General features: G+C 37.0%; 11 protein-coding genes. 7 read left to right on the forward strand and 4 right to left on the reverse strand.

The features are described 5' to 3' along the window. Window positions 1–3 precede the first annotated feature (3 nt). From BTR_RS03360 to BTR_RS03390, 7 genes are all read left to right on the forward strand, one after another. Window positions 4–1,983 (forward strand): heme lyase CcmF/NrfE family subunit, encoded by a 1,980-nt coding sequence (locus tag BTR_RS03360; RefSeq protein ID WP_038474514.1) that lies wholly within the window; start codon window positions 4–6, stop codon window positions 1,981–1,983. A 1-nt stretch (window position 1,984) separates the two neighbouring features. Beyond that, window positions 1,985–2,389: a cytochrome c-type biogenesis protein gene (locus BTR_RS03365; RefSeq protein WP_012231240.1), complete on the forward strand. Its 405-nt coding sequence runs from the start codon at window positions 1,985–1,987 to the stop codon at window positions 2,387–2,389. Between the two features lie 231 nt (window positions 2,390–2,620). After that, on the forward strand, window positions 2,621–4,132 hold the full coding sequence (locus tag BTR_RS03370) for a Do family serine endopeptidase (protein WP_012231241.1): 1,512 nt from the start codon (window positions 2,621–2,623) through the stop codon (window positions 4,130–4,132). Between the two features lie 80 nt (window positions 4,133–4,212). Continuing rightward, a complete protein-coding gene (locus BTR_RS03375) occupies window positions 4,213–4,899 on the forward strand; it encodes a response regulator transcription factor (protein ID WP_012231242.1) in 687 nt (228 codons plus the stop codon). Next, window positions 4,896–6,278: a sensor histidine kinase gene (locus tag BTR_RS03380; RefSeq protein WP_012231243.1), complete on the forward strand. Its 1,383-nt coding sequence runs from the start codon at window positions 4,896–4,898 to the stop codon at window positions 6,276–6,278. Before BTR_RS03375 ends, BTR_RS03380 begins: the two co-directional genes overlap by 4 nt. Window positions 6,279–6,376: 98 nt before the next feature. Beyond that, complete coding sequence (locus BTR_RS03385; protein ID WP_012231244.1) at window positions 6,377–9,301, forward strand: bifunctional [glutamine synthetase] adenylyltransferase/[glutamine synthetase]-adenylyl-L-tyrosine phosphorylase; 2,925 nt, start codon at window positions 6,377–6,379, stop codon at window positions 9,299–9,301. Window positions 9,302–10,072: 771 nt separating this feature from the next. Continuing rightward, window positions 10,073–10,912 (forward strand): outer membrane protein, encoded by an 840-nt coding sequence (locus BTR_RS03390; protein ID WP_012231245.1) that lies wholly within the window; start codon window positions 10,073–10,075, stop codon window positions 10,910–10,912. 1,432 nt (window positions 10,913–12,344) lie between these two features. Here the strand turns inward: BTR_RS03390 and BTR_RS03405 are convergent. The 4 genes from BTR_RS03405 to BTR_RS03420 form a co-directional block, all read right to left on the reverse strand. Next, window positions 12,345–13,235: a metallophosphoesterase family protein gene (locus BTR_RS03405; protein WP_012231247.1), complete on the reverse strand. Its 891-nt coding sequence runs from the start codon at window positions 13,233–13,235 to the stop codon at window positions 12,345–12,347. A gap of 897 nt (window positions 13,236–14,132) precedes the next feature. Beyond that, window positions 14,133–16,229, reverse strand: a complete 2,097-nt coding sequence (locus BTR_RS03410; RefSeq protein ID WP_012231248.1) for a glutamine amidotransferase — start codon at window positions 16,227–16,229, stop codon at window positions 14,133–14,135. Beyond that, window positions 16,226–19,024, reverse strand: coding sequence for a DUF4159 domain-containing protein (locus BTR_RS03415; protein ID WP_012231249.1), 2,799 nt, complete (start codon window positions 19,022–19,024; stop codon window positions 16,226–16,228). Before BTR_RS03415 ends, BTR_RS03410 begins: the two co-directional genes overlap by 4 nt. After that, the gene (locus BTR_RS03420) at window positions 19,021–19,932 is read right to left on the reverse strand and encodes a DUF58 domain-containing protein (RefSeq protein WP_038474517.1); all 912 of its coding nucleotides are present in this window, start codon (window positions 19,930–19,932) and stop codon (window positions 19,021–19,023) included. Before BTR_RS03420 ends, BTR_RS03415 begins: the two co-directional genes overlap by 4 nt.

Consider the following 19,932-nt stretch of genomic DNA (forward strand, 5'->3'; position numbering starts at 1 on the left):
ATTGTGCTTGTCGAACTGGGGCATATTTTTTTAGCTGCAGCACTTGCTGTAAGCTTATTAGAAGCTTTCTTACCTGCTTTAGGTTTTTGGAAGAAAGAGCGTTTGTTAATGCAAACAGCTATTCCTTTAACATACATCACTTTTACATTATTGCTCTTATCTTTTTTAGTAATGATTTACGCTCACGCCGTATCTGATTTTTCTGTTTTGAACGTTATTGAGAATTCTCATTCAGAAAAACCGATGCTCTATAAAATCACGGGTATTTGGGGCAACCACGAAGGTTCTATGTTGTTATGGGTTTTATGTCTCACTTTTTTTAGTGCATTGATGGCTTTCTTTAGCCAAGATTTGCCAGAAGATTTTAAGACACTCATTTTAATTTGCCAAAGTTGGATTACAAGCGCTTTTCTTTTATTTATTCTTTTTGTATCGAACCCATTTTTACGTGTGTATCCACCAGCATTACAGGGAAATGATCTCAATCCTCTTTTACAAGATATCGCATTAGCGATTCATCCCCCCCTTCTTTATTTAGGTTATGTTGGTTTTTCACTCTGCTTTTCTTTTGCCATTGCGGCATTGATTATCGGGCATATCGATAAGATTTGGGCACGTTGGGTGCGTCCTTGGCTTTTACTTTCTTGGTGTTTTTTGACATTGGGGATTATGGTTGGCTCCTATTGGGCTTATTATGAGCTAGGGTGGGGAGGGTATTGGTTTTGGGATCCTGTTGAAAATGTTTCGTTTATGCCTTGGCTTTCAGGAACGGCTCTTTTACATTCTGCTCTTGTTCTCGAAAAACGAGGAATATTGAAAAGTTGGACTTTGTTTTTAGCATTGCTCACTTTTTCTTTTTCTCTGATGGGAACGTTTCTTGTTCGTTCGGGACTTTTGGTTTCTGTTCATAGTTTTGCTGTTGATCCAGCACGGGGGCAAGCAATTCTTGCAATTTTATTTTTCTTCACGGGAGCGGCTTTTCTTCTTTTTGCTTTGCGCATCCCTCTTTTAAGAACAGAAAGCTTTTTTCAACCAATTTCGCGTGAAGGGTTTATTGTTTTAAATAACTTATTACTAACAACAACAACAGCAACAGTATTGATTGGTACGCTCTATCCTTATTTTATTGAGATGTTAACAGGGCAAAAAATTTCTGTAGGGGCTGCTTTTTTTAATCTTACCTGTGGACCGCTCATGCTTTTGCTGTTGTTTCTTGTTCCGTTTGGGCCAATGATGGCATGGAAACGCGGTGATTTTTTCGCAGTTTTTGAACGGTTGTGGTTTGTTTTTGTCTTAGTTGCTACTGTCTGTTTTATATTATTTTATGCGACATCTTTGCGTGATATTCTCGCAGTTTTAGGCATTGGGCTCTCAGCATTTGTTTTTTTAGGCAGTTTAGCGGATCTGTGGGGAAAGAGTGGTTATGGCAAGAAAGCTTTTTCAGTACGTGTTAAGAGATTTCTTGGATTGCCATGGTCTGTTTTTGGTGCAGCAATGGCACATATGGGATTGGGCGTTACATTATTTGGTATTGTTTGTGTGGCAAGTTTCGGGCAAGAACGTATTTTAACCATGAACATAGGAGAGTGGGTGACGATAGCAGATAAAACGCTTCATTTTGATACCGTGCATAATCGTTTTGGTTCGAATTATTCGGCAATGGAGTTTCGTTTTAAAATATATGAAAATAAAAAAATCGTGGGTCATGTAACAGCTTCAAAGAGATTTTATGCAAGCCAAAATACATCAACAACAGAAGTTGGTCTTCAAAATCATGGTTTATCGCAGCTCTATATTGTGCCGGGACATTTCGATAATCGGGGGCTTGTTGTGCATATATGGTGGAAGCCTTATATCATATGCATTTGGTTAGGGGCATTCATGATGGCTATGGGAGGATGTTTTTCTCTTCTGGGGTATTGGTTTCGCACTGGAGTGTACAAGAGGGGGCTGTTTGCTTTAAATTTTTGGAGAAGATATTGAGATGAAAAAAAATCTTTGGATTTTATTTTTTTTAATCGCAACGTTTCCTTTTCGATTAGCGATAGCAGTAGAGCCGGATGAGATTTTAAAGGATACAGTTCTTGAAAGACGCGCGCGCGATATTTCATCGCATTTACGTTGTCCGGTTTGTCAAAATCAATCAATTGATGATTCAGATGCTTCTCTGGCACGTGATTTAAGGCTTTTAATTCGAGAAAAACTAAAAATGGGTTATAGCAATCAGCAAGTGATTGACTTTCTTGTTGAACGATATGGTGAAGTTGTTCTCCTAAAACCACCATTAAATAAAACAACATGGTTTTTATGGTTTTCGCCTTTGATTATTATCATTATTGGCGCAAGCGTCATATTTTTACAGTTAAAACGGTATAAGTATGAGAAATAATAATTTATGTGGATGAAAAAGAACAGTCAAAGATACCATTGCATTAAAAAAATGTTACATAAAAGAAAAGTTCAGATCATTTGCAATAAACATTGAACTTTATTGTCATTATATGGAGGATACTGAAACCTTACAAAACTTTAACAATTTAGACAGAAAACGGTAAGGTCTGGTATTTTATAAGGGATCAGATTGGGATAGAAAGTATGATTGAATAGGAGCATGGAATAAATGTTAAAAAAAACTTTCTTTAAAACATTTGTCGCAGTAAGTTTTTCGGCCGTATTAGAGAGTGCACTGTTTTTTAGTGGGTGCGCATCAAGCTTATGGATGACAAAGGCTCATGCGAGTTCTGTGTTTACTTCGTTAGTGCAACAACAAGGGTTTGCTGATATCGTTGCTCAAGTAAAACCAGCGGTTGTTGCGGTGCAAGTAAAGAGCAATAAAAAGAAAGAAGATTGGTTCTTTAGCAACTTTTTTAGTGGTCCAGGGATTGACCAATTACCCGATCAACATCCTTTGAAAAGGCTTTTTAAAGAGTTTTATGATTTTGATAAGCCTAAAAATAAATTTCCCAATCATTCACAAAGACTCCGTCCTGTTGCTTTTGGATCGGGTTTTTTTATTTCATCTGATGGTTATATTGTGACCAATGATCATGTAATTTCTGACGGGACAAGTTATACTGTTGTTCTTGATGATGGTACAGAATTGAATGCAAAGCTCATTGGGAAAGATCCTAAAACCGACCTTGCTGTATTAAAGGTGAATGATACAAGAAAATTTTCCTATGTTGATTTTGGGGATGATTCAAAGCTTCGTGTTGGAGATTGGGTTGTTGCTATTGGTAATCCATTTGGTCTTGGTGGAACTGTGACAGCAGGTATTGTTTCGGCACGTGGGCGTGATATTGGTACGGGTGTTTATGATGATTTTATTCAGATTGATGCTGCTGTTAATAGAGGAAATTCTGGAGGTCCAACTTTTGATTTGAATGGCAAGGTTGTTGGCGTTAATACGGCGATTTTTTCTCCTTCAGGAGGCAATGTTGGGATCGCTTTTGCTATTCCGGCAGGGACAGCGAAACAGGTTGTGCAACAACTTATCGAAAAAGGTTCAGTTCAACGTGGTTGGCTTGGGGTTATGATTCAGCCAGTAACGAAAGAAATTTCTGATTCGATAGGTTTGAAAGACGCGAAAGGTGCTTTGGTTACGGATCCATTAAAAGGACCAGCAGCAAAGGCTGGTATCAAGGCAGGTGATGTCATTATTTCAGTAAATGATGAGAAAGTTAATGATTCTCGTGACTTGGCAAAGCGTATTGCAAATATGAGTCCGGAAGACACCGTGACTTTAGGGATTTTGAGATCCGGTAAGGAGGAAAAGATCAAAGTTAAACTTGCTGCAATGCCTGAAGATGAAGGGAAGAAAGAAAATTCAAAATATTTAAATGAACGTGGTGATTCAGATGAAACATTGGAAGATTATGGGTTAATTGTTTCTCCTTCTGACGATGGCTTAGGATTGGTTGTAACAGATGTGGATTCGGATTCAGATGCTGCAGATAAGGGAATCCGCCCAGGTGATGTCATTGTAACAGTGAATAATAAATCTGTTAAAAAAACCTCTGATATTACTGATGCAATCAAAAATGCCCAAAAACTAGGGCGAAAAGCGATACTTCTACAGATCCGAACAAATGATCAAAATCGTTTTGTCGCTCTTCCAATTTTCAAAAAATAGCACTTTATGATGAGTGGGACAGAGATTTTTTAGATTTCTGTCCTACAAGTAATTTTATAAAAATAACGGAGATGCGTTTTATGAAAATACTCGTTATCGAAGATGATCGTGAGACAGGACGTTATCTCGAAAAAGCTTTTTTGGAGGTAGGGCATTCCATTGATGTTGCCTATGATGGTGATACGGGATACGCTTTAGCGACCACGGAAAATTATGATGTTATGGTTGTTGATCGAATGCTTTTGCATCGTGATGGCCTTTCTATTATTACTGAATTGCGGGCTAAAGGCAATGAAACACCGGTTCTCATCCTTTCAGCTTTAGGGCAAGTAAATGACCGTGTGACGGGTTTGCGTGCAGGGGCGGATGATTATTTGACAAAGCCTTATGCTTTTTCTGAACTTCTTGCGCGTGTTGAAGTTTTGCAACGGCGGAAGAATCCTAAAGAAGCAGAAACTGTTTATTGCGTAAGCAATCTTGAGCTTGATCGGTTAGCTCATACGGTAAAACGGGGTGATAGAAACATTCTATTGCAACCACGTGAGTTTCGTTTACTTGAATATTTGATGCGCTATGCGGGGCAGGTTGTTACACGCACTATGCTTTTGGAAAATGTTTGGGATTATCATTTTGATCCACAAACAAATGTCATTGATGTCCATATTTCTCGTTTGAGAGCCAAAATTGAAAAAGATTTTGATGTTCCGCTTCTTCATACTGTGCGAGGCGCTGGATATATGCTGAAAGCACCAGATAACAAAGCATGAATCGTTTGATTAATATAATGCGCACGACAGCGCTAAGGCTTTCAGCGCTTTACATTTTATTGTTTGGATTGGTGGCAACAAGTCTTTCTATTTATATGACGGCATTTTCTGCTTCGTTGTTAACAGAGCAAACTGAACAAGCTTTACATGAAGAATTAAAGTATATTGAAAATGCTTATAATTATGGAGGGCTTCCTTTATTAATACGCACGATAGATTATCGTTCAAGACAACCAGGGGCATTTCTTTATCTTGTCACGGATCCTATGGGGCGTATTTTAGCAGGCAATGTAGCACGTATTGAATTAGGTCTTTTAAATCAGAGTGGTTTTATTTCGACCTCCTTTTTGTATTCACGTTTTGGAGAACATGGCAAAACAAGTGAACATCGCGCTTTGGCGGTTGTTTTTGATTTGCCTAATGCTATGAAGATTCTTATAGGACGCGATTTAGATGAGCCAGAACGTTTTGCCGCGGTTATTCGTAAAGCTGTGATCATTGCACTTGCTGCAATGGTGGGAGGCGCTTTACTCATATGGTTTTTTGTTGGCAGGAGAGCTTTACAAAGGATTGATCAGGTCACGGCAGCGTCACGGCGCTTGATGGATGGTGATTTCAGTGGGCGTTTACCGGTTTCTGGGGTAGGAGATGAGTTTGATCGATTGTCAACGAATCTTAATGTTATGTTAGATCGCATTGAAGAGTTAAATGTTGGTTTGCGTCAAGTATCAGATAATATTGCTCATGATCTGAAAACACCGTTAACGCGTCTTAGAAATCGTTCTGAAGAGGCGCTTTCGGCAAATAAGACAAAGCTTGAATATCGTCAGGTTCTTGAGAGTGTTATTGCTGAATCAGATCAACTTATTCGTACATTTAATGCGATTTTAATGATTTCACGCATCGAAGCGAGCAGTGCAATTGAGCATCTTGAGATGATGAATATGAAACTGATCCTTGAAGATGCTGTTGAGCTTTACGAACCTTTTGCTGAAGAGTCAGGTGTTTTACTTCAGTTAGGAGATATATTTGATAAAGAGCTTAAATTGAATCGTGAGCTTATTGCGCAGACAATTTTTAATCTTATCGATAATGCAATTAAATATGCATCTAAAGATAGGGAAAAAGCGAAGGTTTGCTTATCAATGGAATATCGTGATGAACATTTATTAGTTGTTGTAAGCGATAATGGTCCAGGAATAGCAGAGGATAAACGTGAAAAAGTCACAGAACGATTTGTTCGTCTTGAAGAAAGCCGTACACAACCTGGCTTTGGGATTGGTTTAAGTATAGCAAAAGCAGTTATGAAGCTGCACGGGGGTGAATTGTTATTTGAAAATGCAAATCCAGGGCTTAGGGTTGTTTTGTTATTTCCTTAAAAATATTTTCTTCATTTTTTTCTTTTCATACGGAACGACTGTTTTAAAAGTATAATGCAATGGATAAGGAAGGCAAAATGCTTTTCAAGGGAGATGAGATGAAACAAGCTTTTTTAAAAACACAGCTTCTCCCTTTATGCCCTCTCAATGAGAGTGGTTCCCAGTGGTTAAAAGACATGGAAGAACAAGCAAGGAAAGAAGGTTTAGAACCGCTTGTTTCCATTATTTCAGAAAATGGAATGCAGATTGATTTTATCCGTGCGGTTATGACCTTATCTCCTTTTTTGCGTGAGGTTTTAATTGCTAATCCATCGTATCTTAGTCCTTTATTGCATGTTGATATAGAAACAAGGCTGAGCAAAATTATCGATGATATTACGGTTATCGATAAGGATGAATCTACAAATGAAACTTCATTGATGGCTGCTTTAAGGTGTAAAAAGCGAGAAGCGCACGTTCTCATTGCTTTAGCTGATTTGAGTGGTGTCTTTACTTATGAAGTTTCATGTGCTTGGTTGACGCGTTTGGGTGAAGCTGCATTAGGTGTAGCATTGCGTTTTCTCTTAAGAGAAGCCCATGATCATGGTAAGATCAATTTGCTGAACCATGAGAATCCGGAAAAAGACTGTGGTTTAATCATTTTAGGGATGGGAAAATTAGGAGCAGGAGAACTTAATTATTCTTCTGATATTGATCTTATTGTTTTCATTGATGAAACGTCCCCTCATATTGGTAATCTTTCTGAAAGTGTCGACGTATTTTCTAAAATGGTACGTCGATTAATCCGTATCATTCAAGAGCGCACTGCGGAAGGATATGTTTTTCGTCTTGATTTTCGTCTTCGTCCAGATCCAGGATCAACACCTTTGGCTTTACCAGTAAGGACTGCCTTGCGTTATTACGAAGGGCGTGGACAAAATTGGGAACGAGCGGCTATGATTAAAGCACGTCCAGTTGCTGGCGATAAAAAAGCAGGCTTTCACTTTCTGAAAGAGCTTTTTCCTTATGTGTGGCGAAAATATTTAGATTATGCTGCGATTGCTGATATTCATTCGATCAAACGTCAAATTCATGCGTATAAAAATTATGGTCAAATTGCGGCTTATGGCCATAATATAAAGTTAGGTCGTGGTGGTATTCGTGAAATTGAGTTTTTTGTCCAGACACAACAACTTATTGCTGGTGGACGTTTTCCTCAATTACGTGGACGTCAGACAGTTGCAATGTTAGCAGAACTTCATACGCTTGGTTGGATTAGTGAGGAAACAAGAGATAATCTTATAAAAAGTTATGCTTTTCTAAGAAATGTGGAACATCGTATTCAGATGCTTGCGGATGAACAAACGCATCTTCTTCCAAGTGATATTTCTCAATTTACGAGTATTGCTTATTTAATGGGTTATCACGACAGGAGCAGTTTTATCCGTGATTTATTAAAAACACTTCAGGTTGTTGAAAAACACTATGCAGCACTGTTTGAGAATGAACAGGAGCTTGGTTTAGAAATTGGTAATTTAGTTTTTACAGGAGAAGAAGATGATCCGGAGACATTAATAACATTAAGCCATTTAGGTTTTGAAAGAGCGAGTGATATTTGTCGGATTATGCGTACCCTCCATTGTGGTCGTTATAAAGCAACGCAATCCGCTGAAGCGCGTGAGAGATTAACAGAATTAACACCAGCTCTTTTGAAAGCTTTTGGCGCAACAAAACGAGCCGATGAGGCGATGTTGCGCTTTGATCGTTTTTTACAGGGCTTACCCTCAGGAATTCAGCTTTTTAGTCTTTTGCAGTCTAATCCCTCTCTTTTAGATATGCTTGTCCTTATTATGGGGGCTGCACCACGTCTTGCGGAAATTATTACACGCAGATCTCACGTTTTTGATGGAATGTTAGATCCAAATATTCTTTCAGAATTACCGACAAAAACTTATTTAGAAAAACGGCTTGAATATTTCCTTGAAGATGTTCTTTCCTATGAGGAAATTCTCGATCATTTAAGGATTTTTGCAGATGAACAACGTTTTTTGATTGGTATTCGAATTTTGAATGGTACAATTACAGGAGAAAGAGCAGGTTTTGCTTTTACTGCGCTTGCTGATCTTATGATTACAAAAACATTTTCTGCTGTTCAAGAGGAGTTTTCTCGTCTTCATGGCCGTATTAAAGGGGGACGTGTTGGCATATTGGGAATGGGGAAACTTGGAAGTCATGAATTAACAGCGGGTTCGGATGTTGATATCATTTTGCTTTATGAACACGATGATGATGCAGAAATATCTGATGGAGAAAAGCCTCTTTACATCTCTCAATATTATACGCGTTTAGCACAGCGCCTCGTTTCTTCTTTATCTACACTTACAAGCCAAGGTGTTCTTTATGCTGTTGATTTAAGGTTACGGCCCTTAGGTAATAAAGGACCTATTGCTGTTTCTTTTCCATTTTTTAAAAAATATTATCGTCAAGAAGCATGGGTATGGGAATATCTCGCTTTAACAAGAGCTCGAGGCATTACAGGAGATCCTGATTTTTTACAAAAGTTAGAAAATGAAGTGTGTACAATTATTGCTGTTTCTCGTAATAAGAACCAAGTCGCAAAAGAAGTGTGTGAAATGCGCTCTTTGATTGCAAAAGAAAAGCCGCCAAAAAATCAATGGGATTTTAAAACGATGTCTGGTGGCATTATGGACTTGGAGTTTATCGCTCAATTTGCTCTTATTACGCATGTCATTGAGTTTAAAATTGGTGCGACGACAGCGGATATTTTAGACCATTTACCAAATGGTTTTCTTAATCAATCATGTATTGCTGATTTACGTTATGCCTATGGTCTTTATACAAATTTGAGTCAAATTATACGACTTTGCTTAAATGATCCTCTTGATCCCAATGATATGCCACCTGGATTAAGTGACCTTTTGTTAAATAGTGTTGGTGAACCTGATTTACTTCGTGTTGAAAAATTAATTGCAGAAACTGGGCAATTGGTCTGTTCAGTTTTTACAAAAATTATGAAATATTAAAAATATATTTTATAATAATTTTATGAAATTATTTTTAGATAAAACATAAACAGATATTATAAAATAATAAACACTATTCATTCCATTTTTATATCTTAATTTTGATATTTCATTATATGCTTGAGAGCTTTAGAGAGTAAAAATTTTTCTCTAATTGGTTTTTCAAGCGTGATGAAAGATTTTTTTGTTCAATGAGCTTATTCTAGGCATTATTCTTTATAAAAAAGCAATGTAGTGACGACCTTTTAGTGAGTGATTATAACCTTAGTTCATGGAGATGATAGAAGCATATGGCTCATTTATAAAGCAGCAGTCTCTTAGATACACTGATGAATTGAGAAATCTTCAACATAAGAATATGGACAAGAGTGTTTTTTATCACCCAGTTTTAGATAACCTCTTATAGAGGGAGTGGTTATATATGACTTCTTATAACACTCATATTACGAAGATATTTAAGTAAATAAGACAAAGATTTTTATTGATTATCGCTCTCATTTTTTCAAAAAATTGATATTATAATTATTTATACAATGCTCGATAATAATGAAAAATATGAAGATATAAAAGATATTATAGAGTAATAATTAATGGAAATGTAAAGCATATTTAAAATTTTTTATAATATATTTATTAAAAAAATACTTTTATTGTTTAAAGTATAAAATTTAATTTTTTATAAGTGTGTCATTTTTGCTATAGATTTTTTTCAAAAAGTGTGAAACGATTTACTATTATTTATGTATCACATTAGCTTTTAGGGGAGCAATTATGATTACAAAGTATTTAATCTCAACATCTATCTTTTCTTTAATTTCAATTTCTGTATTACAGGCAGCAGATATCGTTGTTTCTGAGCAGCCTGTTCCTGTTATTACAGTGCCTTCTTTTTCTTGGACAGGATTTTATCTTGGAGGGCAGATTGGTAACTTTTCAGGTAAAACAACTGCAAATTATTTAACAAAAGAGACAGGGATATGGAATCCAGTTGAAAAAGAGTATTTACCTAAACTTTCTGGTTTTATGGGGGGCGTTTATGCCGGTTCGAATATTGATATCGATAATGGTTTTATTATAGGTATTGATACAGATGTTATGTGGTCTAATAAAAAGAGTACGAAGGATATCCTTCTACCGAAGAAAGATGAAACTGGAGAAAAAAAATCTTTAGAAAAAACAAGTCACACAAGAGATTCTCATGAAGATGCTTCAACAACGCTTGTTGAAGGTGTAAGTCATACTTTAAAACAAAAATGGTCTGGTGCTACGCGGGTGAAAGTTGGTTTTGCATTTGAACGTATGATGCCTTATGTTTCGGGAGGGATTGCTTATACGCAGCTTCAGAATATTTTGTCGGCAGTCGTTGATAGCGCAACGGTAGCTGATAGCGAAAGTAGAGCAATTGATTCTTCCGATTGGTTGCATGATGAAAAAAAGACCATGATTGGTTATACCCTTGGAGGGGGTGTTGATTTTGCAATGACTGATAATGTTATTGTACGTGCGGAATATCGTTACTCGGATTTTGGTAAGAAGAAGTTCGTACAGGATAAAGTTGAAATGAGCTACAAGACAAACGATTTTCGTGTGGGTGTAGCTTATAAATTTTAATTTTTTGCAGAATTAAACAATTTAAAAGCCTCATTTTCAAATGAGGCTTTTATTTTTCAAATAAATACTGGAAAATATTCCTTCACTCAGATTGGGTGCTATTTTATCCGAATAATATCTTGATTTATAAAGATAATTCGCTATTTCATGCAGAATGAGAATTACGAATATCATAAGATTCCCTCATTTTGAACCTATTTATTGTATGTTGGAACAATCGAAATCATGTCTTTTGTACGTCAAAAGTTGAGAGAGTTGTGAGGATAAAAAATATTAAAGAAAGAAAAAAATGCCTCTTATGAATCGTCTCAATGGTTGTGCTACATTAGGGATTGGCAAAGTGTGAGATGGTACGACTTTTTTTTCATAAACATAAAGATGGTGCAGCTCAAAGGGCTTATCCTTATACCACTCACGGGCACCGTCACGAAATAGGTTTGGGGGCTTTAAAAGAGATCTCCTTAAAATAAACGCACGAATTGGAAACACAATGGCGTTTTGTTTTTATTGGAAAGATCTCTCGTACAATCAACTTTTCGTTGTTTTACATTATCATAAAATATTTTATTTAATAATAAAAAAAATCGCATGAAACGACATCCGTAAGATAACTCAATAATAATAAAAATTCATAGCATAATTTTTCATTATTACTGGATATTTTATGCTTTATTATAGATAATAATACAGAGTAATACAATAATTATAAAGAGTATTATGAAGTAATTTATAATAAAAAAGAGATAGAAAATTAAGAGTTTATCAAGACATAAAAAATGTTATTACCTATGCCTATTATTGAAATATAATCGAACATTTTTTATAAATTTTTTAAATATACGATAATAACTGTAGCGTATAAGAGTAGGGGATAATTTCAAATCTATTTACCATAAATCAACCAACATCGTTTGATTATGAATCGCAAGGGGAGTGGATTATTGAAATGATATGTTTTCGGTGTTATTGGACTTTTTATCGTCATTGATATTTAGCTATAGAAGCTAAATGAGATTATCTGTTATCCTAAAAAATATTATGACTGTAGATATTGAGTATTTTTTTTATGAGATGCTTTTGGAGGAGTATGCGAGGAAGTACAAAGCAAGGTTTATAAAACTTTGTGAGATAAATCACATGCGCAATTGGCAGGTGAATGCACCCGTACGAAAAAATCCAGATTTTTATAGTTCAGATATGGTAGAATTTTTGTTCTTGAGAATAGGAAGGAAGTCAACCAATGAATTTGTAAAGTCAGTCACATAAGTGAGGTTCCCAATGGAGCTCTCTGAGAGAAATTGATCTATCGACAAAGAAGGGAGAATTTTGTTCAGAGAAGAAGGGCAATAAAATTATGATTTATAAAGGAATATGAAGTGAAAATATTTTCACTTTAGATTGTTTGGATAATGTTGGATATGCTTAAGAGTATTTAAAGATTAATTGTTTCAGTACAGGCTATCTCGTTTTGGGGGGTGATAATGCTATAACGTTGCAACTGACAATGCCATTGATTTCGTAAGTGTTCAATGGAAAATAAATTAAAGCCTGCGGGTGGTTTTTTATCACCAAAAGCTTGTGATGCAGAAGGAACACCAACAATAGGGATTTTTTTAGTTGGTCCTTCAGTGTATTTTAAAGTGGGTAAATGAGTATGTCCGTGAAGAATAAGTTCGCAACCGTGATGTTTAATAACGTTTAGAAAACGTTTTGTATCCCGTAATTTTTTATGCCAGGACGTTGCTTTGGGAAAAGGGGGATGGTGGATCATGACGACACGAAAAAGGTTGCGCTGCGCTGCTTCATTTAAAAGGTGCGGTAACATTTGCGCTTGCATTTTACCAAAATAACCAGAAGCGTGAAAAGGGGGGGTCGCAATGGCGGAAGAAGCAGCTATGATGGCGACATCTTTGCGAATGCGCATATAAGGAAAAGGAAAGACGCTTTTTTGAGGCACGTCACCTGTAATCCAAGGTTTAAAGAGAGTACATGCTTTTTGAAGGGCTCCACGGACATAGGCATCGTGATTTCCAAATGTCAAAGAAATATCTTGAGGTTGTCCCAAGTTAAGGAGCCAACGATGAGCTTGTTCAAATTCCTTATCGAGAGCAAGGTTCACAAGATCACCAGAGATCACAAGATGATCAGGCTTTTTTTGGTTCAAGGCATCTATTAAAGTTTCGAGGACATTTATGGTGATTTGATTCTTACGTTTTTTTTGCCAATTCAAATAACCGGTAAGACGCTTTCCAGAAAGTTCAAAAAGGGAAGGTTTTGGAAGAGGGGAAAGATGTACATCCGATATATGGGCAAGATAAAACATAAAATCTCATAGAGTATTAAAAATGATTTAAAGAATAAGCATAAGATAAGTTTATGCTGAAAGGCAAGGAGGATTGTAAAATGAAAAATAGCCTATTGAAAATACGATGAAATATTGGAGAGAATTGATGTTGTATTATATTTTTTATGAAAAAGAATAGGGCAATACAACAGATCATTCCTAGCAACCGATATGTCTTTTGTATGATAGGATAAATTTTAAAAGAATAGTCATAAAATTTTAAGATTTTTAAACGGCTTTTATACGACCAAATATTATCATAAAAAAATCTAATCACTCAGTGAAAATGCAAAAGAATGTATTGTATTTATCAGGATTTTTTATGGCTTTACGCTGCCATATATCACTTTTAATGGGAGATGTTTTTACACAAAACAGAACGCTTTAAGAGGAATATCCCCCAATAAAATATCATTATGTTGTACATTCACATATTTTTTGGAAAAATATTTTCTAGAGCGCTTGATTTCATTTCACGAAAATTTTCAATTCTATGAAAAGTCTCGTTTATAAGATTTATTATGCACTACTATCTTTACACTTATACAGGTTGCTAACCAAAAGCATCATACTACTTCATCCCAACTTTATAAAAATCCTTACTTTAATAGGATTCATAAGAAACATTTTTTTCTCCTTTTCAATAGTCTTTATTCATACAATTCTCTTCTAATGATGTGCAAGAGAACAATTTTCATTGATTTAATATGGAAAGGATTACAAATAAGGAAAACCCTACAGAGAAGAATAGCGCAATATGAATAAATGATAAATTATTTTATTATAAATCAATACCTTATCTAAATATAAAAAACAAGTAAATACATAAAAAGATAAGCTGAATTTTAAAACTATTTTACGAAATCTTAAGATTTTTTAACGGCTTTCACGATACCACATGCTGCTCAACAGTAAAAGGCAAACAAGCAGTGCCAAAAAACCAGAAAATACCGAAAAATAAAAGGTATTGATTAAACGAGTTTCTGTCGCTTCTTTCAAAATAATTGAATGTGCTGGGGAAGATGATAGGCTTATTTTTGATTGAATCAGCTGGAAAGGAGGAAGATGAATGTTTTCTTTTCCATCAGGGTGTAAACGTCCAATGTAGCCACCAGTGTGCTTAATAATAGGGGCTAATTTTTCTTGTGTTGAAATTAAGTCAAACAATTCAAGATTATCGAGCATCCCTACAGAAGACAGTATTGTTAGATCGCCATTTTTGATGGTAAAAATCCCTGTCTCATCAGTGGCGGCAGTTGCGGTGAAGAGGCCTTCTTGCGCTTTAGTAAGGATGATCTGTTGTTTTTTCCCAGAAGGAAAAGTTATTTCAGCGGGTTCTGGATGGTCTTTCAGAGTTTGGCGGCGAATTGTTAAATGATGATGGCTGCTGGTCGCGCTTAATTTTTCTTCCTCAAGTTCTGGTTCTTTCATGAGCCAATGGGCAATTCTACGATAAAGAGCTGCATAAGGACCACCACCTTCAAAACCTCGTGCCCAAAGCCAACTTTCATCGGAAAGCAACATACCTACACGCCCTTTATCAACATGGGAAAGAAGTAAAAGTGGTTGTTCATCGGCTCCTTTCATGAGAGCAATGCCGTTGTTACTATTTTGAATAGCAATTTGTCGCAGCCATCGCCCCCATTGAGAAGCCTGAAGGTTAAGCGTTGCAAGATCCCTCGTAACAGGATGACGCTCACCCTCTCTGGTTAATGTGGGACGAAAAGGCTTTTCAATAATATCTCCATTAGGCAATGCCGGTAGAATGCTTATTAAAGGTGTTTTTGCAAGTGAGTTTTTTTGGGTAAATTCAGGTCCTGTTACCATCAGCAATGCGCCACCCTTTTGTACATATTGGGCAATATAATCATAATAGATTAAAGGCAGAACAGCAGAGTGCTGGTAACCATCAAGGATGATGAGATCAAAGTTATTAATCTCTTCAACAAAGAGTTTTCTTGTGGGAAAAACCACCAAGGATAATTGGCTTAAAGGCGTATTATCTGCTTTGGTGGGGGGACGCAAAATCGTAAAGTGAACAAGATCAATATTGGAGTCGCCTTTTAAAAGGTCTCGCCATGTCCGTTCTCCATTATAAGGGGCCCCTGAAATAAGAAGAACGCGTAAATTTTCTCTAATGCCTTCAATGGTTGTTATGGCGCGGTTGTTTTCAAAGCTTAGTTCAGCTTTGTAAGATTCAGTTGTCGCTTGGATAATATTTTTTTCAGCGTGAGTAAGGGTAATTTCAGTTTGAAAAATAATACCAGGAGTCACAGAATAATGGCCAACTTCTTGCCCATTAACACTAAGTGTAATATTGGCTTTCTGGGGTATTGTTTCTTGAGGGGCTCCTTGATCCTCTACCAAAATGGAGAGCTTTTGTGGTTTATTGACAAGGGCAAAGCGTGGAGGAGAAATAAACTTGATTTGACGATCAAATTCATCCGAACGCCCTGTGATCAAAGCATTAAGAGGTGCATCATGATGAAGATTTGATAGGTCAGGAATGTCATGCACTTGTCCATCAGTGATAAAAATAGTTCCGGCATAACGAGAGGGCGGTACATCAGAAAGTGCTTGTGTTAAAGCATTAAACAACTTCGTTGAGGGAGCATATCGGTTATCAGTAAGTTTTCCAGCTTCAATAAAACGTGGTTCAAATTGTGGATAATGTGCCAATGTTTCGATTAATTGCGCGCGCGCTTCATCACTGTCCTTTATTCGTGCTCCAAAAGTTTGGCTTTTGCTGCGATCAATAACAATACCTACTGTGCTTTTCAGGGGTTCGCGCTGTTCTTTGATAATCATTGGATTGAGCAAAGCAAGAATGAGAGTGCTCAATGTCATCAGACGAAATAAAGATCCTTGACGTCGTGTAACGAGACCAACAACGACAAAAAGAATGGATATTCCGCTTAACAGCAGAATCCAAAAGAGCGGTAAAAAAGGCTGAAAAGTGAACAGTGGTATCATTGCCTTCTTTCTCTTTTAAAGCGTTCTAAGAGCGCTGGAACATGAACTTGGTCTGCTTTATAGTTTCCAGTAAGCACATAAAGGACAATATTGAGTCCTGCACGAAATGCCCATAGACGTTGCATCGGATCATTGGGAACAAGGGGATATTTCCATGTCCCTTTTTCATCGAGTGCCCAAGCACCGGCAAAGTTATTTGCGGTGATAAGCAGGGAACTTACATTATCGCCGCTGGCAAGGGAATTTTTATTTTTTTTGTTCGTTGATGAGGATTCAATCCATAAAGGTGAACCACGATAGAGACCAGGAAAATCTGGCATAATATAAAAAGAACGAGCAACAACGTGATCTGTTGATGCGGGCTCAATAGAGGGAATGTTCAATCCTTTTAAGATGGTTCGTAATCTTTGTGTTTCTGGAGTAGCATCTCCTTCAAGATTAAGATTGCTCTTTATCTGATCGCGCGTGTCAAATAAAATAGTTCCCCCATGCTTCATAAAATTATTTATTTTTTCAAGATTTTTTGGAGTTAGTATAGGCCCCTTAACATCAATGGGCCAGTAAATAAGAGGATAAAAGGAGAGTTCATCTTTATCGAGATCAAGTGCTGTAACAGAGCCGGGGGTAAGCATTGTGCGTTCTGCAATAAATTGGCTTAAGGCTTCTAGACCACTTTTACTTGTTGTATCAATTTCATGATTGTTGGTTATAACGTAGGCAAGATGCGTTGCACCAGCAGCTTCTATACTATCATGATAATTTTCTGTCGTTTGTGCATGAAGCCTTGGGTCATATGAAAACAGGGCAATCAAAATGATGAGAGGGAGGAGAAATATATTACGCCGTTTATTAAAAGAAAAAATACCTCCCATCCATAAAATGAGAAAATTATCAAAAGCGAACAATAAGAGGGCTAATCCTAAAAGAGGACCAATAAGATTTTTTTCTTTTGTATTATAAGATAAAGGGCTCTTGTTAAGAGAAGTTGGCAATGATGATTGTTTCATCAAGTGCGATGAATCCGTTAAGAGATTGAGTGCATAAAAATCGTTTTTAACCCCATAAAGTCCTGGAGGCGTATGATAGGAAGGATGGGGTGGATTTTGAGCGTCAAAGACCAGTCGAACAACATCAGAGGGTGGTACTTGTAATTGTCCATCAGCGGCTATAGTTCGCCAAGGATTTTGGACCATTGTTCTTTTTTCTCTGTGTGTTAGGTTTGTGTTTTCGTAAGACCCTAATGTGATTAGTTTTTGCAACATTTGTGCAAAAAAGCCAGAAAGAGGAAGATTAGACCACGTAGGGTCAGGGGCAATATGAATGAGAACGAGAGTTCCTTTACTACGTTTTGCTGCGGTAATAAGAGGGGTTCCATCCGAAAGGCTAAGCCATGTTTTTTCAAAAAGATCTGGGATTGGTTCTGCCAAGATTTGGCGCGAGATAGTGACATCTTCTGGAAAAGGAAGATCAAAGAAAAAGCTATTTTTTGCAAAAGGGGCAAGCTTTTGTGGTTTCGTCCAAGACATAATACTTCCAAGAGAACGTTGCCCTTGACGTAGCGGTACCGGAAGAAGACTATCGTAATGTTCTGCACTACTGAGTTTTTCTCCTGCAAAGCGGATGAGTGTTCCCCCTTTATTCACAAAATCAGAAAGCTTTTTTTCTGCTTTTTCAGGGATATTAACCATGTCGCCCATAATGAAAACAGATGGATTTTGTTTAAGCAAATGATCAATATCTGTTGAAAGTTCTCTTCCTCCGGAAGTTATAAGCTGTGTGTGGCCTCGTAATGCTTTGATAATATAATAAAATGGAGAAAGTAAAGGCTGTGCCATTTCATTGGTATCGGGGGAGAGAAGAGCAACACGGCTCATTCTGTTATGGCTGTCTACTAAGAAAGTTGCCGCAGCATGGTTTTGGTTATTGATTTTTATCCAAGCAATATCGTTGCGTAGTTCAAGGGGGACATCAAAAGGAACAAGAGCTGTTGTTTCGCCTTCAGAGAAATTTTTTGTAAATCGACCGAGAAGTTGATTGTTTAAATCGTAAAGGCTGAGTGTAACAGGCGTTGTGCCATGTGTTGTTGAGCGAATAATACGCGCAACCATATTTCCATCGTTATTTTCTATGGATGTTATGCCGGTTAAATCGGAAATATCAGCCAAATACCATAAGAAGTTTTTAGGCTTTAATTCTTCAAGCAGAGCAAAAGTTTGCTCATCTTCATTTGTTTGTAATCCATCACTTAAATAAGCGATATCAAGAGGTTTTCCTTTGGTTATTTCGCTAAGTTTTTTTAAGGTATGCACACGATTGACAGGCCAAGGACGCGGTTGCAAATGCATTAAATGCTTCTTTATAATCTTGGCTGGTTGGGGTTCTATATTGGAGATATCATTTTCAGCCGTTGCAACAAGATAAATATTTTTTTGCTGTTTTTCTGCCTGTGCAAGGAGCGTTTCAGCGATAGAGATGCGTTTTTTCCATTCTTTTACAGATGCCCAACCATTATCAATAATGAGTGCAAGGGAGTGAGATCCGGAAAAGCTTATTGGTTTTTGATTCCAAGTGGGGCGGGCTAGAGCGATGATAACAAGTGCAGCGATGGTTAAACGCAACAAAAGAAACCACCAAGGGGTATGTTTTGCTTCTTTCTGTTGATGAGTTGGCTTGGGTAAGAAACCGAAAGGCGGAAAGAGCTCTTTACGCGGAGATGGAGGGGTTATCCGCAACAGCCACCAAATGACCGGTAGAAACAAAAGTCCTAATAACAGAAAAGGAGCAGCAAAACTCAAAGTGCCCTCCTTTTTTGCAATGAAGAGTCACGCATTGTATTTGCAAGATGTAAAATGGTTTCTGCTAAAGGTTGATCCGTTGTACTCACGTGATAAGACCACCCTTGGCGTGCGCAAAAATTGACCAATTCTTGTCGCCGTGCTTGATATAGTTTACAATAGTTTTTACGAAGATTTTCTGCTTTTCCAAAAATGTGTTTTTCTTTCGTTTCAGGATCAGAAAATTCTGTATGCCCTGTGTAGGGAAAGCTTTCTTCTGCAGGATCAGCGATTTCAATTAAATGAGCTGTTACCTGTTTTGTCGATAAAATGTTTAAATGTTGGATGATTTTTTTAGGATGGTCGAGGAAATCACTCATTATAATGGCATGTGAAAAGCGTGTAATCGTTGAGAAATCCGGAAATGAATTTTTATCTGAATAATCTTCTAAAGCAAAGGCTATTCGTTCTACAACATTGGATGTCATTGTGGGAGGCATTAAGTTGGGAATAGCAATATGTTCACCGCTGCGTGCAAGAAGTGATGCCAAGGCAAGGGTCAAAATGATGGCATGATTGCCTTTAGAGATTTTAGAAAAGCGCGAACAGTAATGCATCGATGCGCTCTGATCAGTCCAAAGCCAAACGGTTTGTGTCATTTGCCATTCGTGCTCGCGTAGATACATATTTTCATCACGCGCTGAGCGACGCCAATCAATGCGGGTAATGGATTCTCCTTCCATATAGGGACGAAATTGCCAAAAATTTTCTCCATTACCGCGTTTGCGTTGTCCATGCCAGCCGGTTATCAATGTATTGGCAATATGACGTGCTTGTAAAAGGAGATATGGCATTTTGCCAGTATCCTTATACAACTCTTTTGCCAGAGACAATGGAGATTTTTGTAAAACTTTTTTGCCAAGTGCCAT

The organism is Bartonella tribocorum CIP 105476 (genome assembly GCF_000196435.1).
GTDB classification, from domain to species: Bacteria; Pseudomonadota; Alphaproteobacteria; order Rhizobiales; family Rhizobiaceae; genus Bartonella; species Bartonella tribocorum.

Bases quoted from the DNA above. Each gene is read 5' to 3' on its own strand.
- BTR_RS03365 (WP_012231240.1), top strand. From the start codon at position 1,985: ATGAAAAAAAATCTTTGGATTTTATTTTTTTTAATCGCAACGTTTCCT.
- BTR_RS03370 (WP_012231241.1), top strand. From the start codon at position 2,621: ATGTTAAAAAAAACTTTCTTTAAAACATTTGTCGCAGTAAGTTTTTCG.
- BTR_RS03375 (WP_012231242.1), top strand. From the start codon at position 4,213: ATGAAAATACTCGTTATCGAAGATGATCGTGAGACAGGACGTTATCTC.
- BTR_RS03380 (WP_012231243.1), top strand. From the start codon at position 4,896: ATGAATCGTTTGATTAATATAATGCGCACGACAGCGCTAAGGCTTTCA.
- BTR_RS03385 (WP_012231244.1), top strand. From the start codon at position 6,377: ATGAAACAAGCTTTTTTAAAAACACAGCTTCTCCCTTTATGCCCTCTC.
- BTR_RS03390 (WP_012231245.1), top strand. From the start codon at position 10,073: ATGATTACAAAGTATTTAATCTCAACATCTATCTTTTCTTTAATTTCA.
- BTR_RS03405 (WP_012231247.1), bottom strand. From the start codon at position 13,235: ATGTTTTATCTTGCCCATATATCGGATGTACATCTTTCCCCTCTTCCA.
- BTR_RS03410 (WP_012231248.1), bottom strand. From the start codon at position 16,229: ATGATACCACTGTTCACTTTTCAGCCTTTTTTACCGCTCTTTTGGATT.
- BTR_RS03420 (WP_038474517.1), bottom strand. From the start codon at position 19,932: ATGGCACTTGGCAAAAAAGTTTTACAAAAATCTCCATTGTCTCTGGCA.